Below are 24,385 nucleotides of genomic sequence, written 5' to 3'. Positions count from 1 at the left end.
ATGCTCGGCGCACAAAAATAAAGGCAAGATAACGGATTATCTTGCCTTTATTTCATCATGTCAGTAATGAGACTGTGTCACTCGCTGGAGTGTTATCGGAACGCCATTGCGCCCTTGCCAACACCTTCATAAGCGACGATTTGTAGTGATTGGTTCTCTGCTAGGCTAGGTTCAACTTGATCCGCAATATAGCCAGCAAGTAATTCCACCGTGGTATCTGTCGGTAAAATTTCCGTCTCACTCTTAGCAATCGCTAGCTCAAATTCGCCTTGTGGCGCGGTGTAGCGGAAGCCATAGTGACTTTCATCATTCACACTGTTCGCATGTTCACTCAGGTTAAGTGATGAAACTGAAACTTGGTCTTCTTTAGAGCCTAAATAAATGTCTTCCCAACGCTGAGCAAATGCTTGTTCACGTTGCCCGTCACGCTGACCATCGACCACGATTTCTACTGGAGAACGGTGACCATGCGCGATGCGTTGGCAGTTGCCATCATGCTTTTTTAAACCATGGGTGTAGTGGTAGAACGCGCCATTAATGTTCTCATGACGTAGGGTGATCTCTAACCCTGTGACGTTACTTGGTAGGTTATCGCGAAGAATATTGTAAACGTGTGCGGTCACACTCTCGATGGTGATCGCTTCTGCATCAATGAGGCAATATGCTTCATCAGGGCAATGTAGATGAAGACTCTTGTCACCACGCAACACATCAACCTTAGAGTAGCCCGCTTTGCTCGCTTGAAGAACAATTGCAGCGCTCTGCATTGGCAGCAGCAAACGATGATCAACATGCTCATCGACAAGCTGTTTGATCTGCTTTTTGACCTTGCTAAAATCCAGCACCATGCTCATTTCATTAAGTTCACCAGACATGGTGACATCTAAAATCCAACTATCTCCTACGACCCCTCTGTGTTCACAGATGTATGAAGAATCGATAACGGTAAGGTCTCTTACAAATAGGTTCAAGTTGAACTCCTTAATACTTTAATGAGATACGGGAGGCTGAATAATGTTCAGCAGGCACTTCGTCTCATTGGTGTCTAGATAAAATAGGACGGGCAGGATGTTACAACGAGCTTATAAAGTCCACCTTTTTACACCCTCTTCCGATAAAAGAACAAACTACATACAATTTCCGCTAAAACATAGACCAGCCAGATACGAATAGCCATAAATCGGGTGGGGATTGCCTGCCGTTTCACGACGCATTTTGCTTTAGCCAAAGGCGCGGCGACACTCCGGCAACATGTTGAAAAGCACGTGAGAATCCTGAATAGCTATTGTAACCCACTTCATCAGCGACCCAATTGATCGGCTTATTTTGCAATAACAGAGATTGAGCAACAGAGACTCGCCACTTTTGCACATAATCTCCCGGCGTTTCACCCACTTCCCGTTTGAACGCTTCAATAAACTGAGTACGAGACATCGCGGCCAGTGACGCCATTTCGGCAAATAAACAATGCAAGGCTGCGACAAATGCCTGTGTTCCGTGTGAGCGCTAGACAAGCTCAACTCCCCCGCGCTCAATACATGAAGGTGGCCCTCTTTATCTTGTTGCGCGTTAAATGACGATACTCCACACAGGTTTCCAGAATAGAAAACGCCAGTGCGTATCGAGAAGTGTTCCATTAGTTGTGAAAGCAGATCCATGCATCCTCCGAACGATTCGCTTAGTTTTTAGTTCTTTTGTCCCTCTATAGACCGGACGAGTGGGCTAAATTATTTCAAACAAGATAACCAACACTGACAAGGAACTTGATATGTCACACATGAAATCGACCAGTCAAAAAATCACTCTAATGGCCGAGTTACTAGGCACCAGCTTTTCGTTAATGGCAGCAGACCTTGATATGAGTGTCGACAGCAATAACCTCGCAATTAAAGGCTATGATCCTGTCGCTTACTTTGCCAATGAAGGTCCAGTAAAAGGCACATCTGAGTTCACAGCGACCTATAAGAATGCGATCTATAACTTTGCGAGCAGTGAAAACAGAGATGAATTTCGAGCCAATCCAGAAGCCTATGCCCCTCAATATGGCGGTTACTGCGCGTTTGGAGTAGCCATGGGTAAGAAGTTTGAAACCGACCCTCTCGCTTGGAAGGTGGAAGATGGAAAGTTGTATCTGAACTTAGACAAATCGGTTCAGAAACGCTGGCTGGAGAATACACAAGAGTTCATCCAAGACGCCAACAGCAACTGGACAACCATCAAAACCGTAGAAGCCTATAAGCTCTAGCCTACAGCGCTTATCCATTGCCCAAGAATAAAACGGAAGCGACCGAACGCTTCCGTTTTCATTGGGATTTTCCCCAAAGAGGCCAACCCAAAGCGATTGGCAACACCTACTAAGTCCATTTCTATTCTATACTCCTAGCAGATAAGCTTTTCTTTTTATGGAAGAATAATGACATTACCTAAGATTTTGGTACTCGGCCTCTGCGCCCTATCGACACTGACTTATGCCAACCCATGGCAGTTCGTCAAAAGTGAAGATGGCATCATGATTGATAAAAGGCCACACAGCGAAGGCTTGGTCGAAATACGAGCACAGATGCAAACGCCCACCACTTACTCCGGTTTTTTACTGTTATTGGAAGACAGTGAGAACGTGCCAAACTGGATAGATAATGTATCGCAAAGCCGTGTGTTGATGCAGATATCTGAAGATGAAAACATCGTCTATACCCAATTCAAAGCACCGTGGCCTGCCAGAGATCGAGACATGGTGACCTACTCAAAATACAGCATCGAGGGTGGGCAGTTTGTTTTGTCGATAAAGGATGCGTCGAACTATTTGGCGAAAGAGTCGGGGTACATTCGAATCTACGATGTGGACGCACTTTGGACACTGCAACCGCTGACTAATGGCAATACCTACATCACCTACACCGCGTATGCGAACGCAGGGGGCATCTTGCCAAATTGGTTGATGAACAAGTTATCGATAGGCAGTGCACTGAGCACGTTTAAGGGGCTAAAAGAACAGTTACCAAAGTACCAAGGCCAACAGCACCCTAACCTGCCAAATGAGTCTCGCTAACGATACAAGTCGATAAGTAAATGGAGGCATTAAGGTTGAAGATTAAGGTCTTCTAGCGAGGTCGCGAGCTAAGATAAGCGCCAAGCCAAATACTTGAAGAAACAGGGCGATGTTCTTATAGAAAGCTATTTTCTCATCAAGCCTTTGGATTAACTCAACCAAGGTCAGGTTATCCAAATAGTAATCATCGATTCGAGTTCGTTGCGCTTCTTGTGCACTGTTTATCAGCATCATCAGTTTCGGTAAGTGAGCCAAAGAGATACTTGGCACTTCGCTACTCACCCAACGCCTAAGTTGCCCACGCAGTGCTTCGTCGAGAACCGTGGTCGGCTGCACCGTTTCTGGTTTATCAAGGTGAATCAAAATCGCTTCACGCTTGCGCTCTAGGGTTTCAATCGTATTCCAAGCAAGCTGTATTGAGTACACATTGCCGTATTTGCGATCGTTGTACTCCGCTTTCTCAGCTTCAATTTTATCGAGCACCAAGCTCGACATGACAATCGCCATGATGTTGAGTATCAAGCCTGCGAGGACAATCGCCCAAGCAGGAGGAAGACGCAACGCCATAATGCTCCCTAGAACATTTTATCAAAAGGTAGGTAAGCTAAGTTTAGGACAATCAAAGAGATCATGCAGATAAGCGTTAACACCATCCCCACTTTTCGACCTTTGAAATTCTTCGCTAAGATCCCTTTCGCATGAATCACGCGCCCCAGAATAAACGCCACACCAATGACATGAATCAGCCACACACCGGCACCATTCATCTCTAACAATCCCATCAAAATCACGGTGATTGGGATGTAATCCATCGCGTTACTTTGTGCCGAACGTGCTATCTGTAACGACTCGACACCGCCATCAGCATGAGCAACAAGATTGATTCGCCTTTGCTTGATCACCTCTATTGCTAACCAAATCATTACGATCGTCAGCAAGGCTGCGTAAAGTGCTGTAACCATCATATTTCCCTATTATTTTGTGTTTACTCAGTGTTCTTTGTTATCTGTTCGACAACACCCGCCGAGATAAAATGAAAATCGCACCCGAGTACTTGTAAGAGATCTCTCACACCGAACGTAAGAGATCACAATCAAGCTTCGCAGAAAATTCCTAAAATACAAACCCAAGCCCTTGTTTTGTATGAATCCACGCATATTTCTTTCGATCAGTGGGTACATTTATTTCTTAGGGTGGATTGTGAGCAAAGCCTCTGCAGTGTTTAATACACATGTCGACAGGGAGTTGGCAGGAACAGGAAAAAGCCTAACGGATTAGGTATCTTCAGGATGAAGATTTGATGGCTTAGGATGAGTTATCAGCAAGGAAGTTATGCTCTAGGATAGAGTCGCTTATCAGGATGATGAGTTTGCAAGGACACCGCTAGGACGGCGATGAATTGGATAGGTTAAAGGATTTAGCCACGTCAAGGAACGATGCAGGGAGCACCAGTTACCTATTGAAAGATAAGTAACGCGCAGTAGCAGGATGGCTACGAAAAGAATAGACCCCGTTTGGTGAAAGCCAAACGGGGTTTCCTTTTTTGTAACGTCTGAAAGCTGTTCGCAGCTAACCGTTCAAAGTCACGTTACAAAATAATGTTCATCAAGAACATTGCACCAAACGCATTCAATACCGAAATCGCGATCATCACCGGGATGTAGCGACCTTCAGTACCAATTGGTCCCATAATACGGCCCATGTATTGCACCTGAGAGCCCATCAAGTAGATAGCTGGCGCCAAGATAGCTATATGGTTGCCGTTCAGAATACCTTGGTCAAACAGCGTGATAACCACGCCCACCGCGCCACCCATCGACATCCACGCACCGATCAATACCGCTGCCGCTTCGCCAGGTAAACCAAATACCGCCATAATTGGAGCAAATACACTGCCCATCAAATCCAACGCACCCGTTATCTGCAATGCCTTGATGATCACAAACGCCATCAGAACATTCGGTACCGTAGAGGTAGTCGCAATAACCCAGCCTTTCTTAGCACCTTCAACGAAAATATCAGTAACCATTGGTTTCTTTGCTTTAACTTCGCTCATTATGCTACTTCCTCTTCCAGTTTTTGTTCTTTGTCTGATTTTGGTTTGTCTTCTTTGCCTTCAGTAATGTTGAGGTAAATACGGAACAGATTCGCGCCGACAAACTTAAAGATAAACATCACAGCGACAGCCAAACCAATTGACGATGTCACCGCTAAAGAGCCGTCCATCGCGGTTAGAGTGAACAGCACCGCACCTGAAGAGAAAAAGTTAACGATCGCCGCACCCGCCGTAAACTGGAACATGGTGAACACATCGGTTTCACGCTTAGTCAGATGTCCTTCGTCTTTCAGCTGACGTGTCATCGCTGCGCCAGCATCGGTACTTTGCAAAGAAGCGATCAGTGCCAAGCCTGAGTTACCCGGAATACCCATCAGAGGGCGAAGCAGAGGTGTCAGTAGTTTACGAGCCGCATCCAGTGCACCGTAGTGCTCAAGTACGTTGATCATACCCAGTGCAAACATCACGGTCGGAATAAGTGTCAAAGCAAAAATGAAACCGTCGCGAGCACCACTACCGCCTTTACCACGCAGTGACGTCGTTGCCGCTTGAATACCATCGGCCGTTTCACTCACATCGTAAGCGACCTTACCGAATGAACCGTTGAGCGTTGTAAAATCGAACACTCCATACCATTCATTGGACTGCATTAAGCCTGAAAAGAACACCATCGCGAACGCGAGTGCGATATAGCTGCCGATCGTGACTTTACGATCGGTTTTGGTTGGATTAGTCATAAGGACCTCTATACATCTCGTTTATGTGGAACAGAACACGTATAGATAGTGCAAACTAATGAGCGAAAGGTTAATGACCAAAATCAAATAGCGTATCGGTTTAAATAAAAGAAGCACAGCAACATATAAAACTGTGATTTGGATTTAAAAGCAGGACCATACGCTAAATAAATTAGAATATTTCACATACAAAACTAAAAAATCTTGCTTCAACAGCGCAACCAAAAACGCACACAATCGCCACACAAGTCTGGCTTCTAGTGAGAAGTTTTTACCTAGTGCGATCTCTGATAATGCTGTAAGAGATCTCTTACATTGTTTTTCTGGTCAATTTTAATTCGATTATAATACAGAGACTTAAAAAGTGATTTTGCTTCCAGAACGCAACCGTTTTCCCTTAGTTGATTGAGTTTTGAGCCAAGCGCAAACAGTGAGCCATTTTATAAAGAATTTGAGCTTAATTCGAAATTTCAGCCCTCAGAGGTGCTATAGACTTCGCGCAGCCAATATAGAAGGAGAACGGTGATGACTATGGAAATGAGAACGCTTAAATATCAAGTAATGGGCAAAGGCATGTGGATCACTGCAACAGTATCTCGCGTAGTAGCGGACAAACTTGCGCTTGAATACCAATCCTATGGCTGGCCTGTTGAAGTATGTGCAGCAGAACAAACACTGACGTTTGATCTCAATGCTGCATAATGTTGGCAATTTCGAATAAGCTCTATCGGCACTGAGTCCGGTAGGGCTTTTTCTTTGGTCTTTAGTCTTTAACTTAAGTGTGGAAGACAGTAATTTTGAGTATGTAAGACCGTATTTCGTTCACATCACAGTCTATTCCTTTCATTATAATCTATTGAATTATTAAGATATCTATCACACTGCACATGGTTATTTAGGTCTACTCTTTTACCCGTGTTAATAACTTATTAACTTCGGAGCGTAATCCATGTTAGGTATCCAGCTTTCTGCTGTTCTCTCTTTGTTACTCTTTTCTTCGGTAGCAGGTGCTGCCACTTCTCAGCTAGGGGAATCGCTCAGTCTAACCAACTCGTTTGCTGGCTACCTGTCGCTGACCATTTTCGTTGTCGCCTACATAGTGGTGATGATGGAAGAGTACCTAAAGCTCAGAAAGTCAAAGCCCGTGTTACTGGCAGCTGGCTTAATCTGGATTATCATTGGTTTCACTTACCAAGAACACAACCTTGTCGAAGTGGCCAAACAAGCCCTTGAACATAACTTACTAGAATACGCTGAACTACTGCTGTTCCTACTCGTGGCCATGACGTACATCAGTGCCATGGAAGAGAGGAGGTTATTTGATGCATTGCAAGCGTGGATGGTAGGCAAAGGGTTCAATTTCCGGTCTCTATTTTGGTTAACAGGTATTCTTGCATTCTTCATTTCCCCCATTGCCGATAACCTCACCACGGCTCTATTGATGTGTGCTGTGGTTCTTAAGGTCGCAGGCTCTAATCCAAAATTCGTTAACCTCGCGTGTGTGAATATCGTGATAGCTGCCAATGCCGGCGGCGCATTCAGTCCGTTTGGGGATATCACGACACTAATGGTTTGGCAGGCTGGACATGTCAGTTTTACCGAATTCATTCCGTTATTTATTCCTTCAGTGATGAACTACTTGGTTCCAGCACTGATCATGTCTTACTTTGTTCCAACCACTCAGCCCGATACTGTGCACCAACACATCGAGTTAAAACGTGGCGCAAGGCGAATCGTCTTCTTGTTCATCATGACAATCGGTACCGCGGTCGCTTTCCACGCCGTGCTTCACTTCCCTCCTGTAATGGGCATGATGATGGGGCTCGCCTACCTCCAGTTCTTTGGGTATTACCTACGCCAGACCTTGCCCAATTCGCTAGCTAAGAAAAAAGCGGTGGCGATTGCTAACAAAGACGAAGGCGCGCTTAAGAGATTAGGTTCAGTCGTGCCCTTTGATGTATTTCGAAGAGTGTCCCATGCCGAATGGGACACTCTGCTGTTCTTCTACGGCGTGGTAATGTGTGTAGGTGGCTTGAGTCTACTGGGATACTTGGAGCTTGCCTCTGGCGTGATGTATAGCCAATGGGATCCAATTTGGGCCAACATCATGGTGGGGATCTTATCTGCGATTGTCGATAACATTCCGGTGATGTTTGCCGTGTTATCGATGGAACCTCAAATGTCGATGGGTAACTGGCTACTGATCACCTTAACCGCAGGCGTTGGCGGCAGCTTGTTATCTATTGGTAGTGCGGCAGGTGTGGCGTTAATGGGCGCGGCACATGGCAAATACACCTTCTTTGGCCACTTGAAATGGATGCCAGTGATCATGATTGGCTATGCCGTCAGTATCGCTGCACACCTATGGCTTAATGGCGATCTTTTCTAATTCGGAGATCTTTTCTAGTTCGAACTGTCTTTCACAGGCTTATCTACAAGTGTCCAGACGTTACTCAATTGTATCGCTGGACATTGGTTGCAAGTTAGCATCTCGCCCTTCTGTTGAATGCGCATCACTAGTCTAGAGTCAGTTCGGCTGCTTCCAGAATTGAATTCAATGGTGATCAAGTCATCATCAACACGATAGGTTCGAGTCACGGAATTATCCGTTGTTTGATAAGTCACTTGCCCGGATTCAAAAAGTAGATAACTGTCATTATCTGCGTTCTCATACATACCTTTGAACAGAGCAAGCTGTGGAACCTCGAAAGGTCGGCTGGTATCAGTTAAACAACCTGTCAGCAATAATGCAGAGCTGCAGCCAGATATTAGTAAGGGGAATCTATTCATTTGGGCATCCTTGCCTAGAGAACATAGTCAAAGAATATGCAACCAAATCGATATTTCCCAGAAAGCGTTGATTTTAATGCAAAGTCATATTTTAAGAACCACTCGCCTTCACCATTAAGTAGTACGAGATATTCAGCCAGCATCTCGACAGGCTCATGGCTAAATCGCTTGCTAGTCTTGCTCTCTTCCCTCTATCACCAATAAGTGCTGTTTACGTTCTACGCCACCTGCATAACCCGTCAGTTTGCCGTTTTTACCAATCACACGGTGACACGGCACAATCACTGAAACCGGATTTTTGCCATTCGCCAAACCCACAGCACGAACGGCTTTCGGATTGCCTATCGCATCGGCCAGTTGTGCATAGCTCCAAGTCTCTCCATAAGGAATGGTCGTCAGCGCCTGCCAAACCGACTGCTGAAATGGCGTGCCCTTGGCTGCAATCGGCACAGAAAACTGAATAGCTTCGCCCGAGAAATAGCGATTAAGCTGCTCGATAGCCAATGCAAAGATCGGAAAGCTATCATCTTGAACACCCAACGGTTCCGGTTTGGTGGTATGTGTCTCGAACCAAAGGCCGAGCAAGCCTTCATCGTTCGCCTGTAACGTCACGGTTCCCAATGGGCTCTCATAGTAAGTAAAACGGTTGTCCATGATATCTCCTAGCTTAGTATTCCGATTAAGACTGATTCCAACAGTGGAACGTGGCGTAACTACCCCAAGGCGAAACACTCTCCGTGTTGATGGCGGGGCGATGCTCAATAAACTTCTTCACCACCAAGTCACCAACCAACAGATGATTAGGTTCGCTTAACCCGCGAAGCAGTGCATATTGAATAGTCCAAGGCCCAATCCCTTTTAGCTCAATCCATTTGGAAGGATGCTCAGCTTCATTGTCGACCATGTATTCGGCAAAACGCTTTAGGGTCTCTTTGCGGCTTCCCGGCATTCTCAAGAAGCTAACATCAGCGTCCGCTATCTGTTTTGGTGTTGGGAAGCTGGCTTTCTCATGTTCATCAGAAAGCTCTTTGACCAATAAGTTAAGCTGACCAATCGCCGCGGTTACCGAAACTTGCTGTCCTAGAATCGCTCTCACGCCTGCCTCCCAAGCACTCCACACGCCAGGAATACGGATACCACTCTTAGCCACCAAGTTAGGATCGATAGTCGTAAAGAACGTCTCAACCTTGGCAATATCGACATCAAGATCAAACATACGGCGGATATTCGCAATCAAGCTTCTTAATTGGCTTATATCATCCAACTCGAATTCAATATCCAAGCGGTTATCTTTGGCTAAAGTCGCCTTGAACCAACCCTTTGACCCGTTCACATTTACCGTGCGCTTATAATAATCTTCGCCAACGCCTTCTAAGCCCTCAATCATTCTTCGTCGATAAAACCTCAACAAGTGGTTCCAATCTAAGGGTCCATGAAAACCAAGCTGAATATGATTACTCTGAGTGTCACTTGGCTTCGCTCGCCTAATTTGGCTTGGCGAAAGCTGCAGCTCTTTTTGAAAGGCATCATTAAAACGGCGCGTACTATTGAAGCCACTAGCAAAGCCGACATCAGTAATGCTCATGCTACTGGTGTGCAGCAACTGCTTGGCAAACATCAATTGACTGTACAGACTATATTGCTTGGGTGACACGCCGATGTAATTGTCGAATAAGGTTCGTAAATAACGATCTGAAATACCTAACCGCGTTGCAAGGTCGACGATAGATCCTGAATTCAGAGCGCCATTATCAATCAACTGCATCGCACGTAAGAAAGTGGTTTCGACGCCCTTCCAAGCCGGCGAAAAAGGTGCGCTGTCTGGTCGACAACGTAAACAAGGACGATATCCCGCTTTCAATGCTTGAGCTTGATGGGAAAAATATTCGACGTTTTCTTCTTTGGGTGGTGTGGCTGGGCAAATCGGGCGACAAAAAATTCCTGTCGTTTTCACCGCTGTAAAAAACATCCCATCAAAGCGAGCATCTCGTGCATATCGAGCCAAATGGCACTGCTCACTGGTTAAGCTGCTGTTGTGATTGATCTTTTTCGACATGCCGTACTCTTCCCACTTACCATAGCGTTTGATCCGATACCTAAAAGTTTACCGTGAACCACCATTGTCGCTAGCCACTTTCGGAAGCGAAGGTCAGATAAATCACAAAAAAGGGTTTTAATTTTATTCAATTCGACTAAATTTAACCTAGAGAGGGCATTCTTCTCACAACGTCAACGATCGGTACTTAGCACGCCAAGATGCAGAGACCTATCGAATATAAAAAGGAAAAGGCTATGGTTCTACACACATGTCGTATTGTTTTATCAAATCAACAGGTTCTCACCAGTCAATCAGTCGAGCAGTCTCTAAGCTTTCTTGAAGACAAAGCGGACAACGGGATTTCTATGATCGAGATTGACGCAACGGATGGCAATCAAATCCATTCGTACATGTCACACTCTCTTGAAGAGTCTATTGAGAATCTAATGAACCTATAGGGCTTTTAATAAAGGCTACACATACCAGGCTTAAACGATATTTATGGAATTAGAAACGATCTCTAGTTCCGAAAAGAAGTACATTTCTGGTTTAAAACAAAAATGGCTCCCAACTATACAATTAGTTGGGAGCCATTTTTTATTGAATCTAATCAGCAAAGCCACTGCTTACCGCGAATGCCGTTACTCAGGTGCTTGTTCAGCGGCTTGCTGCAATGTGTAAGCCGTCGATGGGTCAATCTCATTAACCAACTTCTCAACCTGCATGATCGCATCAACCGAGGTACTGCTTTTACGGTAGCTCAGATAAATTGGGAGATACCAGTCTTCAACCCCTTTCACCTTGTGCAGCTGACCCGAATCGATAAAAGGTTCGACTAGAGACACCGGAAGATACGCACTGCCGCCTTTCTCTAAAATGAAATCGAGGGCGATACGGGCTGTAGAGGTACGTAGGTACGGTGCTGGCACTTTAGGGTGACGTTCTGCGTGTTCAGAACCAAAGCGCGTTCCCCAATCCACATAAACATACTTATGTTGAAATACAGATTCCAGATCATCTTGCTGCGTTGATACCAACACCAAAACCAAGTCAGCGACTTTTTTACAGTTCAGCTCTTCTGCTTTGATCTGATCGAACGCGAAAGCCATATCTAAGGTTCGTTCTAACAAATTACGGTTCAGTTGCTCGCGCCCCATCACCTCTGCCATAAAGCCGTAACCACCAAAAGAGTCGGTTACCACACTTAAACAGTTTTGCAGATACGCATCCCAAATATTCGGCGTGCCGCCCAGCGTTAACTGCAAGGCTTTACCACTCTCTAACGACAGCTCAAATTTGGCTTGTTGTAGGGTGGACACCATCACTTCGGCATAACCAATCAAACGTTCACCGGAAGATGTGAGTTTGATGTTATTGCGGTCACGAATGAAGAGCTGAGTATCAAAATAGCCTTCAAGCTGTTTGATCCGCGCACTCACCGCCGCTTGTGTTAAATACAAGTTTTCAGCTGCACGCCCAAAATGGCGCACCCTTGCAACCTCAAGAAAGGTTCTAAATACTTTCACATCCATCAAATACATCTCTGTAATAAATCTGCTAACTAGCCGATCTAGGATTGTTTATCGTAAAGGCAAAAACATTTTGTTTCCTATTTTAGCCTTTTAACAATATTTTCGCGTGAGCAATAAACACTAATTTCTATCTAACCACATTACTGAGGCTGATATGTCTGAGACCGAATTCCGACACGGAAAAAAACGTTTTTATGACACCATTAAATTCCCGAGAGGGTTCGCTAAGTCGGGTGATTTTACTCTTTCAGAAGAGGAAATCCTAACCTTGTTTGGTGACACTATGCTTGCACTTGAAACTGGTGAACTAGCACCAATCAATGCAGAAGAAAAACACTTCATTAAAGTGTTGTCTCACCCTCATAAGGCAAAGTCCAAGTTAGAGCGTGTTTGGTTGAAGTACATTCAACTGGCTCGTGGACGCCGTCGCTTTCACACCCTAAACGGCTGCAAACGCGGCGACGTATCTAGGGAAGAATACGAAAGTGAGTTAGTGTTAGAAGATTAGTAAAATCGCTCAAAGTGATACCTCATCACTTTGGGCTTTTTTTTGCCTTCAAACACACATCTTCTTTGTAATTGGTAAGTTTAGCCAACCTATCCATTTTTACCAATATTTATATACAATTCATAGCGATAGCGTGACTAAAACACAGCTCTCGTTCAATCTTATGGGTATTCATCCCACTGAGATTCATCGTTCTTCATCCTGCCCCTGTCTTTTATCACGATAGCGCTCCATTGCCATCATTATTTTTCTAGTTTCAACTATACGCTCAACGCTTGTTTATACTCGAAACACGTTAATGCACCAAAATTCGTCAATGGTTCGAGCGATGCCATTGTTGCAATAATCGTATCAAGGCATAGAAACACACCAACCCTTTCAGGTGCTGAATTAGATCAACATTGCTGTATATGACAAACGTATTAATCTTGTTTAACGCCACCAAATATCCATACAATAATTGTGCAATTTTGAGAGTTCCAGTCACAGTTACGACGAAAAAAGCAAAAACTTGACCTAAAACAATAGCGGAACTGGATAACTTATTTTATAATGCGAATTAATGTTTCAGAACACTATAAAATTTTATTTCTAGGGGCAAAATCAATGAGACTTATTCCATTAAGCAACAAAGCTAAAGTAGGTAAATGGGCTGCTCGTCATATCGCAGATTCAATCAACAAGTTCGCTCCAACGGCTGAGCGTCCATTTGTACTAGGTCTTCCTACTGGTAGCACACCTCTAACTACTTACGCTGAGCTAATTGAACTTTACAAAGCTGGCGAAGTAAGCTTCAAGCACGTTGTAACATTCAACATGGATGAGTACGTTGGTATCGAACCAAACCACCCAGAATCTTACCGCACATTCATGCACGAGAACTTCTTCAACCACGTTGATATCCAAGCAGAAAACATCAACCTGCTAGACGGCAAAGCTGAAGATATCGATGCTCACTGTGCAGCATACGAAGAGAAAATCCGTTCATACGGCAAAATCAACCTGTTCATGGGCGGCGTAGGCATCGACGGTCACATCGCATTCAACGAACCAGGTTCTTCTCTATCTTCACGCACTCGTATCAAAACGTTGACTGAAGACACTCGTATCGCGAACTCTCGTTTCTTCGATGGCGACATCAACCAAGTTCCTAAATACGCACTAACTATCGGTGTTGCGACTCTTCTAGATGCAGAAGAAGTGATGATCCTTTCTCTAGGCCACAACAAAGCTCAAGCGCTTCAAATGGCTATCGAAGGTTCTGTAAACCACATGTGGACTGTTACAGCTCTACAGATGCACCGTAAAGCTATCATCGTTGCTGATGAGCCAGCTCAACAAGAGCTAAAAGTTAAGACTCTACGCTACTTCCAAGAGCTAGAAGCTGAGAACATCCAAGACCTATAATTCCTATAGTCTTGAATAGCAGGGCGTTTTTATAAAGAGAGCGTCTTGAATAGAAAAAGCCACTGAATGTGGCTTTTTTTGTGCCTGCTGCTTTTGTATTTAATGGGAAGATATTTCGGATATTTTTTAGAAGCACAAAAACAACAAAGCGATTTCTCCAACGAGAGAAACCGCCATCATTTTAATCTTTGTATTGAAACGAACGAACAGCTACAAGTTATGTAGGATGTGAAACAAGATAAGCAGAGCTGCAAACTAGAGCTAAGAGCTCAGCGCGTTATCTCGGCATAAGGTCGTGATAATGTCAGTGATAGCTAATACGATCGTCGACTTCACCTTTTGATTATGTCGCCCCAAGAACATTTCAAGCATTGGGCCAGACATCGTTTCCACCATCTCCGCGTCATATTCGATAGGCATAATACGCTGAATCGCGTGCACCTTGTTGAGCTCAAATATCACATCAACTTCTGTAAAGCTGGTGTCTTCACCCTGTATTTTCGCCCACTCTTTCAAGGTAACGAAAACCTCTAGATCGTCGTAGAGTTCTTTACTGATCACGCCAAGTCCGAGTAGCAACTTAGCACGAATCATGATCTCGCCTAACGGCCCACCACTGTTGAGAAGTGGCTCGACAACGAACTTAATTGCAGTGTCGTCTTTCTTAAAGATGTTTTTTAATACGGCATCTACCGTGTCGTCCAATGCATCATAAGCAGCCATTAGGCAGGCGCTAGCACTCTCAGCTTCCGAAAGGGCTTCGAGTAATTCAGTTTCATGGCTTGTTTGTATTGGCATAACGGCTCGACAATAAGAAAGTGCCACTGGTGTGGCACTTTGATGGTTTATCATTTCAATGCTAGATAAGCTTCTTCCGCTAGTTTAACAACTTCTGAGTCACTATTCAGCTCAGAATAATGCGCTAATGTCTCAGCAAAGCCTTTTTCTGCGAACATTGCTTGAAGTTCAACCGCTTGTGGGTCGTCTTCGTTCTTGTAATGGAACGCAGCAGCGATTGCTTTTACTAGGTGAGCATTCGGTAGGCCGTACTCTAATGTACCGTTTAGAGGCTTAACTAGGCGGTCTTGCGGGCTCAGTTTACGAATTGGCTGACGACCAACGCGGTCTACTTCATCACGTAGGAACGGGTTAGCAAAACGACCTAGAATCTTTTGGATGTAGGCAGCGTGTGCTTCTGGATCAAAGCCGTAACGCTTAATCAGAACCGCACCACTCTCTTCCATCGTCGCTGTTACTTCAGCGCGGATTACGTCATCTTCGATAGAGTCTTTAATAGTCTCATGACCTGCAAGCACACCAAGGTATGCCGTTACCAAGTGACCTGTGTTTAGCGTGAACAGTTTACGCTCAACGAAAGCCATTAGGTTATCAGTGCATTCCATTCCTGGGATGTTTGGAATCTCACCTTTGAATTGTGTTTGATCTACGATCCACTCGCTGAACGTTTCAACCGTTACCGCTAGAGGATCTGTTTCGCCCGCTTCTGCCGGTGGAACAATACGGTCAACCGCAGAATCAACAAAGCCAATGTGCTCTTCAGTGAACGCTTTCATTTCATCAGAAAGGTGCTCTAACACGGCTGCTTTTAATTGGCTAGTACCGCGAACCATGTTCTCTGCCGCGATGATGTTCATTGGTGCAGTGTTGTTTGCTGCTGCACGCTTTTCAATGCCTTGAGCGATAGACTTAGAGATGATTTTAAGAACCGTAGGGCCCACTGCAGTCGTCACAAGATCAGACTCAGCAATGCAATCTACTACTGCGCTTGTCGCTGAGTTTACTGCTGTCACGTTCTTAACAACTTCGACAACACACTCTTCGCCAACAATCTTAACTGGGTATTCTTGGCGTTCAATTAACGCATTTACAACCGTTTCATTTACGTCAGCAAACGTAACCTTCATACCAGCATCAGAAAGAAGCTTACCAATGAAACCACGACCGATATTACCTGCACCAAAATGTAACGCTTTCATAATTTTGACCTTATAAATATTTGAATCTAGATAGCTAACTGCTCAACAACATGCCTTGACGATGTGCCCTAGGCATTAAGCAGTAAGCTATTCAGACTGAATCTTGTTAGAAAGATTAAGACCGAAAATGAGGCCAGTAGGGGGATACCGGCCTCCTTCACTCAGGAGCTTGACTAGAGCTTTTTAGTTTCCGTTGAGAATACGTAGAACATCAGCAGGGTTTGTTGTGTTCTGTAGGCATTCCACAGCTTCTTCATCATCGAGTGAATTGGTAATAGCCATCAGCACCATGTTGTGCTCATCGCCTTGTGCGGCAATACCGATAACCATCTTCGCGATATCATCTTCATCTTCGCCCCACTGAATACCTTCAGGGTACTGACAGAAAACGATGCCGGTTTTTTGTACGTACTGTTTCGCTTCGATTGTGCCGTGTGGTACTGCGATAGACTCACCTAGGTAAGTAGACACAAGCTCTTCACGAGCAAACATGCCATCTACATATTCTGGTGATACGTTGCCAAGTTTTACTAATTGTTCGCCAGCAAACTTGATTGCGTCTTCTTTTTGAGTCGCTTTAAGGCCAAGGAAGATGCTGTCGTCTGTCAGTGCAAGCTTGTTGCCTTCTTGTGCTGGAGCTGCAGCAGGCGCCGGAGCTTCTACTTTCGCTTCACCACTTTGAGCATCGACAAGTTCAGCAACTAGTTGGTCGTATACACCGCCGTCTAGGAAGTTGCTTAGAGACATATGCATCGCACCTGGCACAGTGCTACGAGCACGGTCTGTTAGGTCTTTGTGCGTAATAACGATTTGTGAATCAGCCGGTAGGTTGTTGATTGCGTAGTTGGTCACTTCAATGTCTAGGCCAGCTGTTGCTACTTTCTTACGTAGTAGACCCGCACCCATTGCACTTGAACCCATACCCGCATCACACGCTACATAAACTGCTTTTACATCCGCTAGGTTTACGTTTGCTTCTGATGCTGCACCTTTAGAAGACGCTTTCATGTCTTTCATTTGTGCAGAAGCTTTCTCTAGTGAATCTTCCTCATCATCTTGCGCTGATGTTTTAAGAAGGATTGACGCTACAACAAACGATACTGCCGTTGCTGCGATAACCGATAGAATCACGCCGATGTAAGAGCCTTTTGGCGTCATCAGTAAGACTGCGAAGATAGAACCTGGAGATGCTGGAGAGATAAGGCCAGAATCGAACACTACGTTAGTGAATACACCCGCCATACCACCTGCGATTACCGCAAGAATTAGACGTGGGTTCATTAGAACGTAAGGGAAGTAAATTTCGTGGATACCACCTAGGAAGTGGATGATAGATGCACCAGCAGCAGATTGCTTCGCGCTACCTTTACCAAACACCATGTAAGCAAGTAGAAGACCAAAACCAGGACCTGGGTTTGCTTCGATTAAGAAGAAGATTGAACGACCAATCTCTTCAGATTGCTGGATACCTAGTGGAGAGAAGATACCGTGGTTGATTGCGTTATTTAGGAATAGAATTTTCGCAGGTTCAACAAAAATAGATGCTAGAGGTAATGCACCTGCTTCTACCATTGCGTTTACGCCAGCAGCAAGTCCGCCAGATAGAATCTTAACCGCAGGACCAATCACGATGAACGCGATGATCGCACAGATCATGCCGATGATACCCGCAGAGAAGTTATTCACTAGCATTTCGAAACCACTCTTCACTTTACCGTGAACAGCTTCATCGAATTTCTTAATTGCGATACCACCTAGTGGACCCACAATCATTGCACCCATGAACATTGGGATATCAGTACCAACGATAACACCCATTGTCGTGATGGCACCTACTACCGCACCGCGGTCACCACCAACCATTTTACCACCGGTGTAACCAATCAATAGTGGCAATAGGTATGTAATCATAGGGCCAACCATTGATGCTAACGTTTCGTTAGGCCACCAACCGGTTGGGATGAATAGTGCAGTAATGAAACCCCACGCAATAAATGCGCCGATGTTTGGCATTACCATATTGGATAAGAAACGACCAAAGTTTTGAACCTTAATCTTTGCTTCTGGTGATAACATAGGTAGAACCCCGTAATGTATTGGTTGGTCAAATGACCGAAAGTGTGTACTCAAAAGTCGATTAAAATGTATCACAACATTTCCAAAATGCACCTTAGCCCAACTTTCGTGACAACCATCACACACGAAAAGCACTTTAGGGTTAACAAGAGCACTTTAGATCACAAAAACACCATGAATTTAAATTACAAAGCCAAATTAATGAGAATAAATATCATTAACACAAGATATAGATCACACTTTATTTTGTAATACTTAAAAATAAATAGTGATCAAAATCACACTTAATAAAATATAGCATCTAAGATCTATATAAACCGTATAAAAGAACATCGTGTCACGTATAGAAAATATGCATCCAGATGAGCAGAATGGCTAATCATGTAATTTAATTACAGAAAGAGCCACATTTCCCACAAAATCAAAATCAGACATGACTTTCTACTAAAAACATAGACCAGTGAGCAGCAGTTGGCATTAGTAGATGTGATATGGTACTCGCCTGTGCTATCACATCATGTATCTCACCAAAACCCATCAGCGGATCACTCTGCTATTTGAGAAAAGACTATGTCAGACAAAATTTCCACATCCGCACTCGCTAAACAAAAAGGCATAGAAGCTAAAACTTTATTTAGCGATCTAAAAACAGCGGGTTATATCGTGCGCTCACAAGAGCGCTGGGTTCTTACAGAACGAGGAGAAAGCTTTGGTGGGGAATATGTCGAACATAAGAAGTTCGGTGTCTTTATTGTCTGGCCAGAGAAACTTCTTATCGATTTGGATTCATTCTCAGGAAAAACACTCACCGCCACCCAGCTTGGCAGTGCCTTTCAACTCAGCGCAAAGAAAATCAACTTACTGCTCAACGAGCTTGGTTGGATAACAAAAGAAGAAGACGGTTGGCATGTCACCTCTACAGGCTTAAAAGCCGGAGGTGAACAAAGAGAAGACAAAGCGACTCAAAACTTATTCGTGGTATGGCACGACTCATTGGTTCGCAATAAACGTTTAAAGCAGTCTGTTGTTGAATTCCTAGGGCATGATGCTGAAAGCCACTCGACCGATGTGTCATTCTCCAGTTTTCGTCAGAAATTTGAGGCGAAGCACCGAAGCTTAGACGGGCATTATGTTCGATCAAAGGGAGAGCTGATCATTGATAACTGGCTTTATATGGCAGGAGTGGTCCATGCGTACGAGCGTCCGCTTCCGATATCAAAAGAAGTGATCAGCGATTTTTATCTACCAAGTGGCAAAGTATACATCCAGTTCTGGGGAACTGATTCTGCGCCAATCGCCGAAAATAAACGTGAAGCTACGAGAAAAATCTATGAAGAGCATGGTTTTGGTTTAATCGAAATCACGCCAGAAGATATCCCCAACCTAGACAGCGTACTTCCGCCATTATTGCGCCAATATGGTATCAAAGCGTACTAAGCTACTGAATCTAGAGATTCCACCTCCATTAAGATCACACTTATTGAATCATTATGGACATTATTAACCATAGTGATTTGATATGTTCGCTATTTTTCCCGAGTCATTCTTCTATTATCTTACACCCATCGACTTGAGCTACCGCAGATACTCGATTTATTGGGGCATGTTCGATAACTATTTAGACGTTCAATCTATTGAGATTCGTTTAAATTGGTTATCCGTTTATTGTTGACGTAACTGAACATAAAACCCTACAACATTTATTATTGATAGATATTAGGATTCAACATGACTCATCCAATCATTACTGATCTAAACACTCGTTACACAGCTAAAAAATACGATGCAGAAAAGCGCATCTCTGCGGAAGACATGGAAGTAATCAAAGAAGCACTTCGCTTGTCAGCTTCTTCTATCAACTCTCAGCCTTGGAAATTCATCATCATTGAGAGTGACGCAGCAAAACAACGCTTCCACAATACTTTCGAAAACATGTTCCAATTTAACCAACCACATGCGAAAGAAGCGTCACACACGATCCTGTTTGCTCACGATCCTAAGTACACTAAAGAGAAATTCGCGAAGCGTGCTGATACAGAAGTAAGCTCTGGTCACTTACCAGCTGAAATGTACGAGCAATTCTTAGGTGCTTACGCATTCGCAGAAATGAACACAGACGAAACAGGTTTCAACGGTAACTGGACTAAGTCTCAAGTTTACATCGCACTAGGTAACACACTGCACACACTAGCTCGTCTAGGTATCGCTTCAACACCTATGGAAGGTGTAGATGCAGCTATGATCAGCGAAGAGTTTGCTGACGAACTAGAAGGTCACGTTGTTGATGTAGCTCTAGCTATCGGCTACCACAAAGACGGCGAAGACTACAACTACGGCAAGCCAAAAGCGCGCCTAGCTCTTGATGAAGTCGTTACAACACTTTAGGGCGTGTTGATGTGACAGAGCCCTAACCGCAGGGGTATCAGGCAAGAAAACCTCGATAAACAAGAACAAAAAAAGCCAGTCAACAGACTGGCTTTCTTGTATTCATCTTAGTGCGATAAGCACATTGCGTTTAAGTAAAGGCGAACATTAACCGATAAACGAGATGTAACCCTGAAGGATAATCAGGTTAACGATATCGATAAAGAAGGCACCAACAATTGGCACCACCATGAACGCCTGTGGTGAAGGACCAAAACGGTTCACCAAAGAGCCCATGTTCATTACCGCTGTTGGTGTTGCACCTAGGCCGAAACCACAGTGACCACCTGCCATAACCGCTGCGTCGTAGTTAGAACCCATTACTTTGAACGTCACAAAGTAAGAGAAGATACCTAACACAACCGCCTGAACCGCCAGGATAACCAAGAACGGAATCGCAAGGTCAAATATGTTCCAAAGCTTAAGGCTCATTAGCGCCATTGCTAGGAACAGTGACAATGACACCGTACCAAGAATATCGACCGTTTCGCTGTCAGTCTTATGCAGCTTAGTCACTTCAAACACGTTAGTGATGAAAACACCGATAAACAACGCGTAAACGAAGTCAGGAATCATCAACCAAGAAATTTCAAAAGTCGCCACCCACTGCTCTAGGTACTTCGCACCCGTGATACAGATAAGAAGGATGAACAACACTTCAATCACCTTCTTCGCCGTCACTTTGTCTTCTTCATACTCGTTGTAAGTAACAAGTTCAGGGAAGCGTTCATGTGTTTGCGTGCCAGTGCCGTACTCAGATTCAAGCTGGTTTTTATCAATCAGCTTTTGCGCCACTGGGCTACCGATAATACCACCGATGATCAAACCAAAGGTCGCTGAAGCCATCGCGATTTCTAGCGTATTTGCAATGCCAAACGTGTCTGCAAAAGTTTGAGACCAAGCCGCGCCTGTGCCGTGACCGCCCGAAAGGGTGATAGAGCCAGCAATCAAACCCATCAAGGGTTCAAGGCCTAGTGCCGTAGCTAAGGTTACGCCTACACCGTTTTGGATAATGATGTAAACCGACGCTACCCCTAAGAATAGGAATACCTTAGCACCACCTTTTATCAGCTGCGTGTAGTTCGCCGCAAGACCGACCGTTGCAAAGAACATCAACATAAACGTGTTCTGCAGGGGCAAGGAAAACTCAAGATCAAGGCCGTTAAAGTGCAGGGCTGTAATAGCAAAAGCGACAATCAAGCCGCCGACAATGGGCTCTGGAATGTTGTACTTTTTGAGAATCGGAAGCTTTGCATTGACGAAATGACCTAGAAACAAAACACTAATCGCGATTAGGAAGGATTCTAGTGGTCCAATTGAAATTAATTGATTCATATAACCTCTATTTTTTTACGTTCTCATCTTCCCTAATGAGTCTAGTTTTATCTGTAATTATTTGTGCTGCTCTACCTATATTTATACAAACTGGAGAGAAAGTGTGGATTCGAAAAGCGAACACATTACTGCGATCGCTTAGTACCATGTTAGTAGCACGTTAACTTTTATAGGAGATAAAAGGATTTGTGACAACAGTCACCTCCTAAAAGTTGAAAACGGCGTGAGTATCTATGCCGCTGACTCTGCTTTCTTAATACCTAAAAAAGCAAAAGGAGCTATTTCTAGCTCCTCTTTCATCACCATCGCTGGTAATTAGAATTTTTTCGGTGCGTAACCAGTCATAACCTCAATGCGAAGTTCTTTACCGATCTTCGTCATTGGGTGAACAATTACGAGTCCTTTAACAGACTTTTTAAGTTTACCCATATCCGCTTGCTCAGCCTTAGTGATCTCACGGCTAAATGGCATATCAACCAGAGACTTACGCTCTTGGTTCACATCATAGCTTTCTTTGTGTTTAAGCTGGGCAATTTTCTTAGTTAGCTTCTTAATCTCTTCCTCGAACTGACGAACAACAGGACGATCATTACGAGTTTTAGCAGCATCTAACTTGTGGCGACACTTGTCTAGACGGTTGTTAATTTGTTGAAGTTCGTTTTTAACACTCATAATAATTTCCTAAGATTAAACAAGCCAATTCGGATTGGGGCGCGGAGTATAGCACAAGGGTTGTGTTGAACCGAAATTTATCTGTTAATTACCAATAGAAACGAATCACATCGACACCGCTCATTCAGCTTACTTATTCTTTGTGGCGAATCTCTAAGCGGATTATTCATTGATAGGATAGCGCCTACTTCAAAAATTGCAGTCCTCGATGCATCAAAATTCCGTCTAAACTTATACTCTAACGCAATAACTAAATCAGGGTACACAGCTTGGAGTTGTTACCCCCAGCACGACTCTGAATCGCAACGTAATCACAAGGATAGCCGATGACATTATTGAAACGAACATTGACCTGCAGCCTAGTCCTGAGTGCAATGTTTGCCACAACTTATGCATCTAGTGAACAAACCACCCAAAGTAACCTGCTCGTCGAATACTCTACACCGCAAAATACCGAAGAAGAGCAGCTCAAACGAGAGATTCAAAGCAGCGGCGTTAATGACACCGTGGTCGACCTATCAAACCAACTGTTCATGTTTGAGAAGCCATTAACCATTCAATATGGCGGGGAAGAAGGACCACTCTACGATCCACAAAACCATCAAGTGCTGATCCCTTATAGCTTTTACGCTGAGTCACTCAATTATTTCGAGAAGAACCAATACGAAAAAGAGTATGGGAAATCTGCGCAAACCGGCGCTATTGATACCTTGCTGCACACTCTGCTGCACGAAGCTGGGCATGCGTATATCGAAGATCAGAACATTGCCATATTGGGTAAAGAAGAAGATGCGGTTGATAACCTAGCAACCGTGCTACTGCTTAACTACGTAGAGCATGGGGCTGATGCCGCTATCAGCGCTGCTGACATGTTCGCTTTCGAGTCGGAAGACCGCCCTGAGTATTACGACTTGGGGGAATACATCGATGAGCACAGTTTCGACCTGCAGCGTTACTTCTCCACATTATGCTTGGTGTATGGCAGCGATCCTGATGCCTATAAGAGCTTGCTCGATGAAGTGGAAAATGACTATTTGAAAGACAGAAAAGAGTTCTGCGTTGAGCACTTTGATGTGATCAATGAAAATTGGCATCAGTATTTAAAAGAGAGTGACGATACTTAGATACTTAGATACTTGAAGGTTAGTGTCGAGAACGAGACAAAACGGCTTTGGAATCAAATTCCAAAGCCGTCACTCGACAGGTGTGGTTAAGTCTTACGAGTTAAGAGCTTAAACCCTAGACCTTCACTTTATACTTCAGATCTTGAGCTTCATCGCCGGTCATGCCTCGAAATCCCCAGCAGTGCGATGGCTGCTCCTTAATGGTGATTTCAATATCAATTGGAGAGATAGCTAACTGCTTCTCTATCTCAGAAAATATCTTCTTGATTAGACGCTTTTTGGTGTTTACCGCTCGACCTTCCATCATATTTATCTCAATGACAGTATAGGCTTCTGTTCTTCCTTCTGGGTAAAAGAAGTCATCTCGTTCCAATGGCATAAATCGATGTGCTCGCTTGTCATCAGGTAAACCCATTTCACTGTTCAAGCACTGCTGCAACACATTAGAGAGCTGCAACTTAATTGGATTTAAGCACTCTTTGATACCATAAATAACAATCATGACCATTCCTTTGATGCGATGTTAGGTATAGAAGAACGTCAGATAGAAGCATCGTCTGGCGACTACCCATTCGCTTACTATTTGTTCATATATTACCTAATGACGCGCATGAGAAAAGGTAAAAACAATGAATTTATG

At 44.2% G+C, this 24,385-nt stretch carries 26 protein-coding genes and 1 pseudogene; 10 read left to right on the top strand and 17 right to left on the bottom strand.

Going from position 1 to position 24,385, the window contains the following annotated elements:
• Window positions 1-92 precede the first annotated feature (92 nt).
• Both AB4507_RS01980 and AB4507_RS01975 read right to left on the bottom strand, forming a co-directional pair.
• Window positions 93-971, bottom strand: a complete 879-nt coding sequence (locus AB4507_RS01980) for a 6-pyruvoyl tetrahydropterin synthase family protein (RefSeq protein ID WP_372054528.1) — start codon at window positions 969-971, stop codon at window positions 93-95.
• A gap of 232 nt (window positions 972-1,203) precedes the next feature.
• Window positions 1,204-1,658 (bottom strand): annotated as a pseudogene (locus tag AB4507_RS01975) (helix-turn-helix domain-containing protein).
• A 110-nt stretch (window positions 1,659-1,768) separates the two neighbouring features.
• Here AB4507_RS01975 and AB4507_RS01970 point away from each other — a divergent pair.
• Window positions 1,769-2,245 carry a YHS domain-containing (seleno)protein gene (locus AB4507_RS01970; RefSeq protein ID WP_017061530.1) on the top strand — a complete coding sequence of 159 codons (477 nt, stop codon included), beginning with the start codon at window positions 1,769-1,771 and terminating at the stop codon, window positions 2,243-2,245.
• Here the strand turns inward: AB4507_RS01970 and AB4507_RS01965 are convergent.
• Window positions 2,242-2,364 carry a hypothetical protein gene (locus AB4507_RS01965; RefSeq protein WP_017061529.1) on the bottom strand — a complete coding sequence of 41 codons (123 nt, stop codon included), beginning with the start codon at window positions 2,362-2,364 and terminating at the stop codon, window positions 2,242-2,244. The genes AB4507_RS01970 and AB4507_RS01965 overlap by 4 nt on opposite strands.
• A gap of 49 nt (window positions 2,365-2,413) precedes the next feature.
• On the opposite strand from AB4507_RS01965, the gene AB4507_RS01960 reads away from it, so the two are divergent.
• Entirely contained in the window at window positions 2,414-3,049 is a 636-nt protein-coding gene (locus AB4507_RS01960) for an START domain-containing protein (RefSeq protein WP_017061528.1), read from the top strand.
• 42 nt (window positions 3,050-3,091) lie between these two features.
• On the opposite strand, the gene AB4507_RS01955 is transcribed toward AB4507_RS01960, so the two are convergent.
• The 4 genes from AB4507_RS01955 to AB4507_RS01940 all read right to left on the bottom strand — a co-directional run bounded on the left by AB4507_RS01955 (window position 3,092) and on the right by AB4507_RS01940 (window position 5,842).
• On the bottom strand, window positions 3,092-3,616 hold the full coding sequence (locus AB4507_RS01955) for a DNA mismatch repair protein (protein ID WP_372182130.1): 525 nt from the start codon (window positions 3,614-3,616) through the stop codon (window positions 3,092-3,094).
• Window positions 3,617-3,624: 8 nt separating this feature from the next.
• On the bottom strand, window positions 3,625-4,011 hold the full coding sequence (locus AB4507_RS01950) for an MAPEG family protein (protein ID WP_017061526.1): 387 nt from the start codon (window positions 4,009-4,011) through the stop codon (window positions 3,625-3,627).
• 626 nt (window positions 4,012-4,637) lie between these two features.
• Window positions 4,638-5,105 carry a YjiG family protein gene (locus tag AB4507_RS01945; RefSeq protein ID WP_004737023.1) on the bottom strand — a complete coding sequence of 156 codons (468 nt, stop codon included), beginning with the start codon at window positions 5,103-5,105 and terminating at the stop codon, window positions 4,638-4,640.
• Entirely contained in the window at window positions 5,105-5,842 is a 738-nt protein-coding gene (locus tag AB4507_RS01940) for a nucleoside recognition domain-containing protein (RefSeq protein WP_017061525.1), read from the bottom strand. The genes AB4507_RS01945 and AB4507_RS01940 overlap by 1 nt, the downstream gene beginning before the upstream one ends.
• Before the next feature lie 525 nt (window positions 5,843-6,367).
• On the opposite strand from AB4507_RS01940, the gene AB4507_RS01935 reads away from it, so the two are divergent.
• Both AB4507_RS01935 and nhaD read left to right on the top strand, forming a co-directional pair.
• Window positions 6,368-6,544 carry a hypothetical protein gene (locus tag AB4507_RS01935; RefSeq protein WP_017061524.1) on the top strand — a complete coding sequence of 59 codons (177 nt, stop codon included), beginning with the start codon at window positions 6,368-6,370 and terminating at the stop codon, window positions 6,542-6,544.
• Between the two features lie 247 nt (window positions 6,545-6,791).
• Entirely contained in the window at window positions 6,792-8,231 is a 1,440-nt protein-coding gene (gene nhaD, locus AB4507_RS01930) for a sodium:proton antiporter NhaD (RefSeq protein WP_372182129.1), read from the top strand.
• Window positions 8,232-8,245: 14 nt separating this feature from the next.
• Here nhaD and AB4507_RS01925 read toward each other — a convergent pair whose 3' ends face one another.
• The 3 genes from AB4507_RS01925 to AB4507_RS01915 form a co-directional block, all read right to left on the bottom strand.
• Window positions 8,246-8,632, bottom strand: a complete 387-nt coding sequence (locus AB4507_RS01925; RefSeq protein ID WP_017061522.1) for a hypothetical protein — start codon at window positions 8,630-8,632, stop codon at window positions 8,246-8,248.
• Window positions 8,633-8,803: 171 nt separating this feature from the next.
• Window positions 8,804-9,286 carry a methylated-DNA--[protein]-cysteine S-methyltransferase gene (locus AB4507_RS01920; protein ID WP_017061521.1) on the bottom strand — a complete coding sequence of 161 codons (483 nt, stop codon included), beginning with the start codon at window positions 9,284-9,286 and terminating at the stop codon, window positions 8,804-8,806.
• A 25-nt stretch (window positions 9,287-9,311) separates the two neighbouring features.
• Window positions 9,312-10,688, bottom strand: a complete 1,377-nt coding sequence (locus AB4507_RS01915; protein WP_017061520.1) for an AlkA N-terminal domain-containing protein — start codon at window positions 10,686-10,688, stop codon at window positions 9,312-9,314.
• 236 nt (window positions 10,689-10,924) lie between these two features.
• On the opposite strand from AB4507_RS01915, the gene AB4507_RS01910 reads away from it, so the two are divergent.
• Complete coding sequence (locus AB4507_RS01910; RefSeq protein WP_017061519.1) at window positions 10,925-11,128, top strand: hypothetical protein; 204 nt, start codon at window positions 10,925-10,927, stop codon at window positions 11,126-11,128.
• Window positions 11,129-11,311: 183 nt separating this feature from the next.
• Here the strand turns inward: AB4507_RS01910 and AB4507_RS01905 are convergent, their stop codons facing one another.
• On the bottom strand, window positions 11,312-12,202 hold the full coding sequence (locus AB4507_RS01905; RefSeq protein WP_017061518.1) for a LysR family transcriptional regulator: 891 nt from the start codon (window positions 12,200-12,202) through the stop codon (window positions 11,312-11,314).
• Window positions 12,203-12,356: 154 nt separating this feature from the next.
• Between AB4507_RS01905 and AB4507_RS01900 the strand changes: the two genes are divergently transcribed.
• Together AB4507_RS01900 and nagB are read left to right on the top strand one after the other, a co-directional pair.
• Complete coding sequence (locus AB4507_RS01900) at window positions 12,357-12,710, top strand: DUF413 domain-containing protein (RefSeq protein WP_017061517.1); 354 nt, start codon at window positions 12,357-12,359, stop codon at window positions 12,708-12,710.
• A gap of 606 nt (window positions 12,711-13,316) precedes the next feature.
• Window positions 13,317-14,117: a glucosamine-6-phosphate deaminase gene (nagB, locus tag AB4507_RS01895; protein WP_019819998.1), complete on the top strand. Its 801-nt coding sequence runs from the start codon at window positions 13,317-13,319 to the stop codon at window positions 14,115-14,117.
• 261 nt (window positions 14,118-14,378) lie between these two features.
• Here the strand turns inward: nagB and AB4507_RS01890 are convergent, their stop codons facing one another.
• The 3 genes from AB4507_RS01890 to AB4507_RS01880 form a co-directional block, all read right to left on the bottom strand.
• A complete protein-coding gene (locus AB4507_RS01890) occupies window positions 14,379-14,915 on the bottom strand; it encodes an MltR family transcriptional regulator (protein ID WP_198592367.1) in 537 nt (178 codons plus the stop codon).
• 50 nt (window positions 14,916-14,965) lie between these two features.
• Window positions 14,966-16,114, bottom strand: a complete 1,149-nt coding sequence (locus tag AB4507_RS01885) for a mannitol-1-phosphate 5-dehydrogenase (protein WP_009846102.1) — start codon at window positions 16,112-16,114, stop codon at window positions 14,966-14,968.
• Between the two features lie 183 nt (window positions 16,115-16,297).
• Complete coding sequence (locus tag AB4507_RS01880) at window positions 16,298-18,190, bottom strand: PTS mannitol transporter subunit IICBA (protein ID WP_017061513.1); 1,893 nt, start codon at window positions 18,188-18,190, stop codon at window positions 16,298-16,300.
• A 570-nt stretch (window positions 18,191-18,760) separates the two neighbouring features.
• Between AB4507_RS01880 and AB4507_RS01875 the strand changes: the two genes are divergently transcribed.
• Together AB4507_RS01875 and AB4507_RS01870 are read left to right on the top strand one after the other, a co-directional pair.
• Window positions 18,761-19,627, top strand: a complete 867-nt coding sequence (locus AB4507_RS01875) for a glycerol kinase (protein WP_372154586.1) — start codon at window positions 18,761-18,763, stop codon at window positions 19,625-19,627.
• A 291-nt stretch (window positions 19,628-19,918) separates the two neighbouring features.
• On the top strand, window positions 19,919-20,575 hold the full coding sequence (locus AB4507_RS01870) for an NAD(P)H-dependent oxidoreductase (protein WP_017061511.1): 657 nt from the start codon (window positions 19,919-19,921) through the stop codon (window positions 20,573-20,575).
• Between the two features lie 147 nt (window positions 20,576-20,722).
• Here AB4507_RS01870 and gltS read toward each other — a convergent pair whose 3' ends face one another.
• Together gltS and AB4507_RS01860 are read right to left on the bottom strand one after the other, a co-directional pair.
• On the bottom strand, window positions 20,723-21,949 hold the full coding sequence (gene gltS / locus AB4507_RS01865; protein WP_017060972.1) for a sodium/glutamate symporter: 1,227 nt from the start codon (window positions 21,947-21,949) through the stop codon (window positions 20,723-20,725).
• Window positions 21,950-22,264: 315 nt separating this feature from the next.
• Complete coding sequence (locus AB4507_RS01860; RefSeq protein WP_017060971.1) at window positions 22,265-22,621, bottom strand: YibL family ribosome-associated protein; 357 nt, start codon at window positions 22,619-22,621, stop codon at window positions 22,265-22,267.
• 326 nt (window positions 22,622-22,947) lie between these two features.
• Between AB4507_RS01860 and AB4507_RS01855 the strand changes: the two genes are divergently transcribed.
• Complete coding sequence (locus AB4507_RS01855) at window positions 22,948-23,745, top strand: DUF4344 domain-containing metallopeptidase (RefSeq protein ID WP_372182128.1); 798 nt, start codon at window positions 22,948-22,950, stop codon at window positions 23,743-23,745.
• Window positions 23,746-23,860: 115 nt separating this feature from the next.
• Here AB4507_RS01855 and AB4507_RS01850 read toward each other — a convergent pair whose 3' ends face one another.
• Window positions 23,861-24,247, bottom strand: coding sequence for a tautomerase family protein (locus AB4507_RS01850; protein WP_372182127.1), 387 nt, complete (start codon window positions 24,245-24,247; stop codon window positions 23,861-23,863).
• Window positions 24,248-24,385 lie beyond the last annotated feature (138 nt).

Origin of the sequence: Vibrio sp. 10N.222.54.A3, from assembly GCF_041474095.1 — a bacterium.
In the GTDB taxonomy this organism is placed as follows: Bacteria; Pseudomonadota; Gammaproteobacteria; order Enterobacterales; family Vibrionaceae; genus Vibrio; species Vibrio crassostreae_C.
Note: the sequence above shows the minus strand (reverse complement) of the source record. Positions and strands in the feature narration are given on the sequence as shown.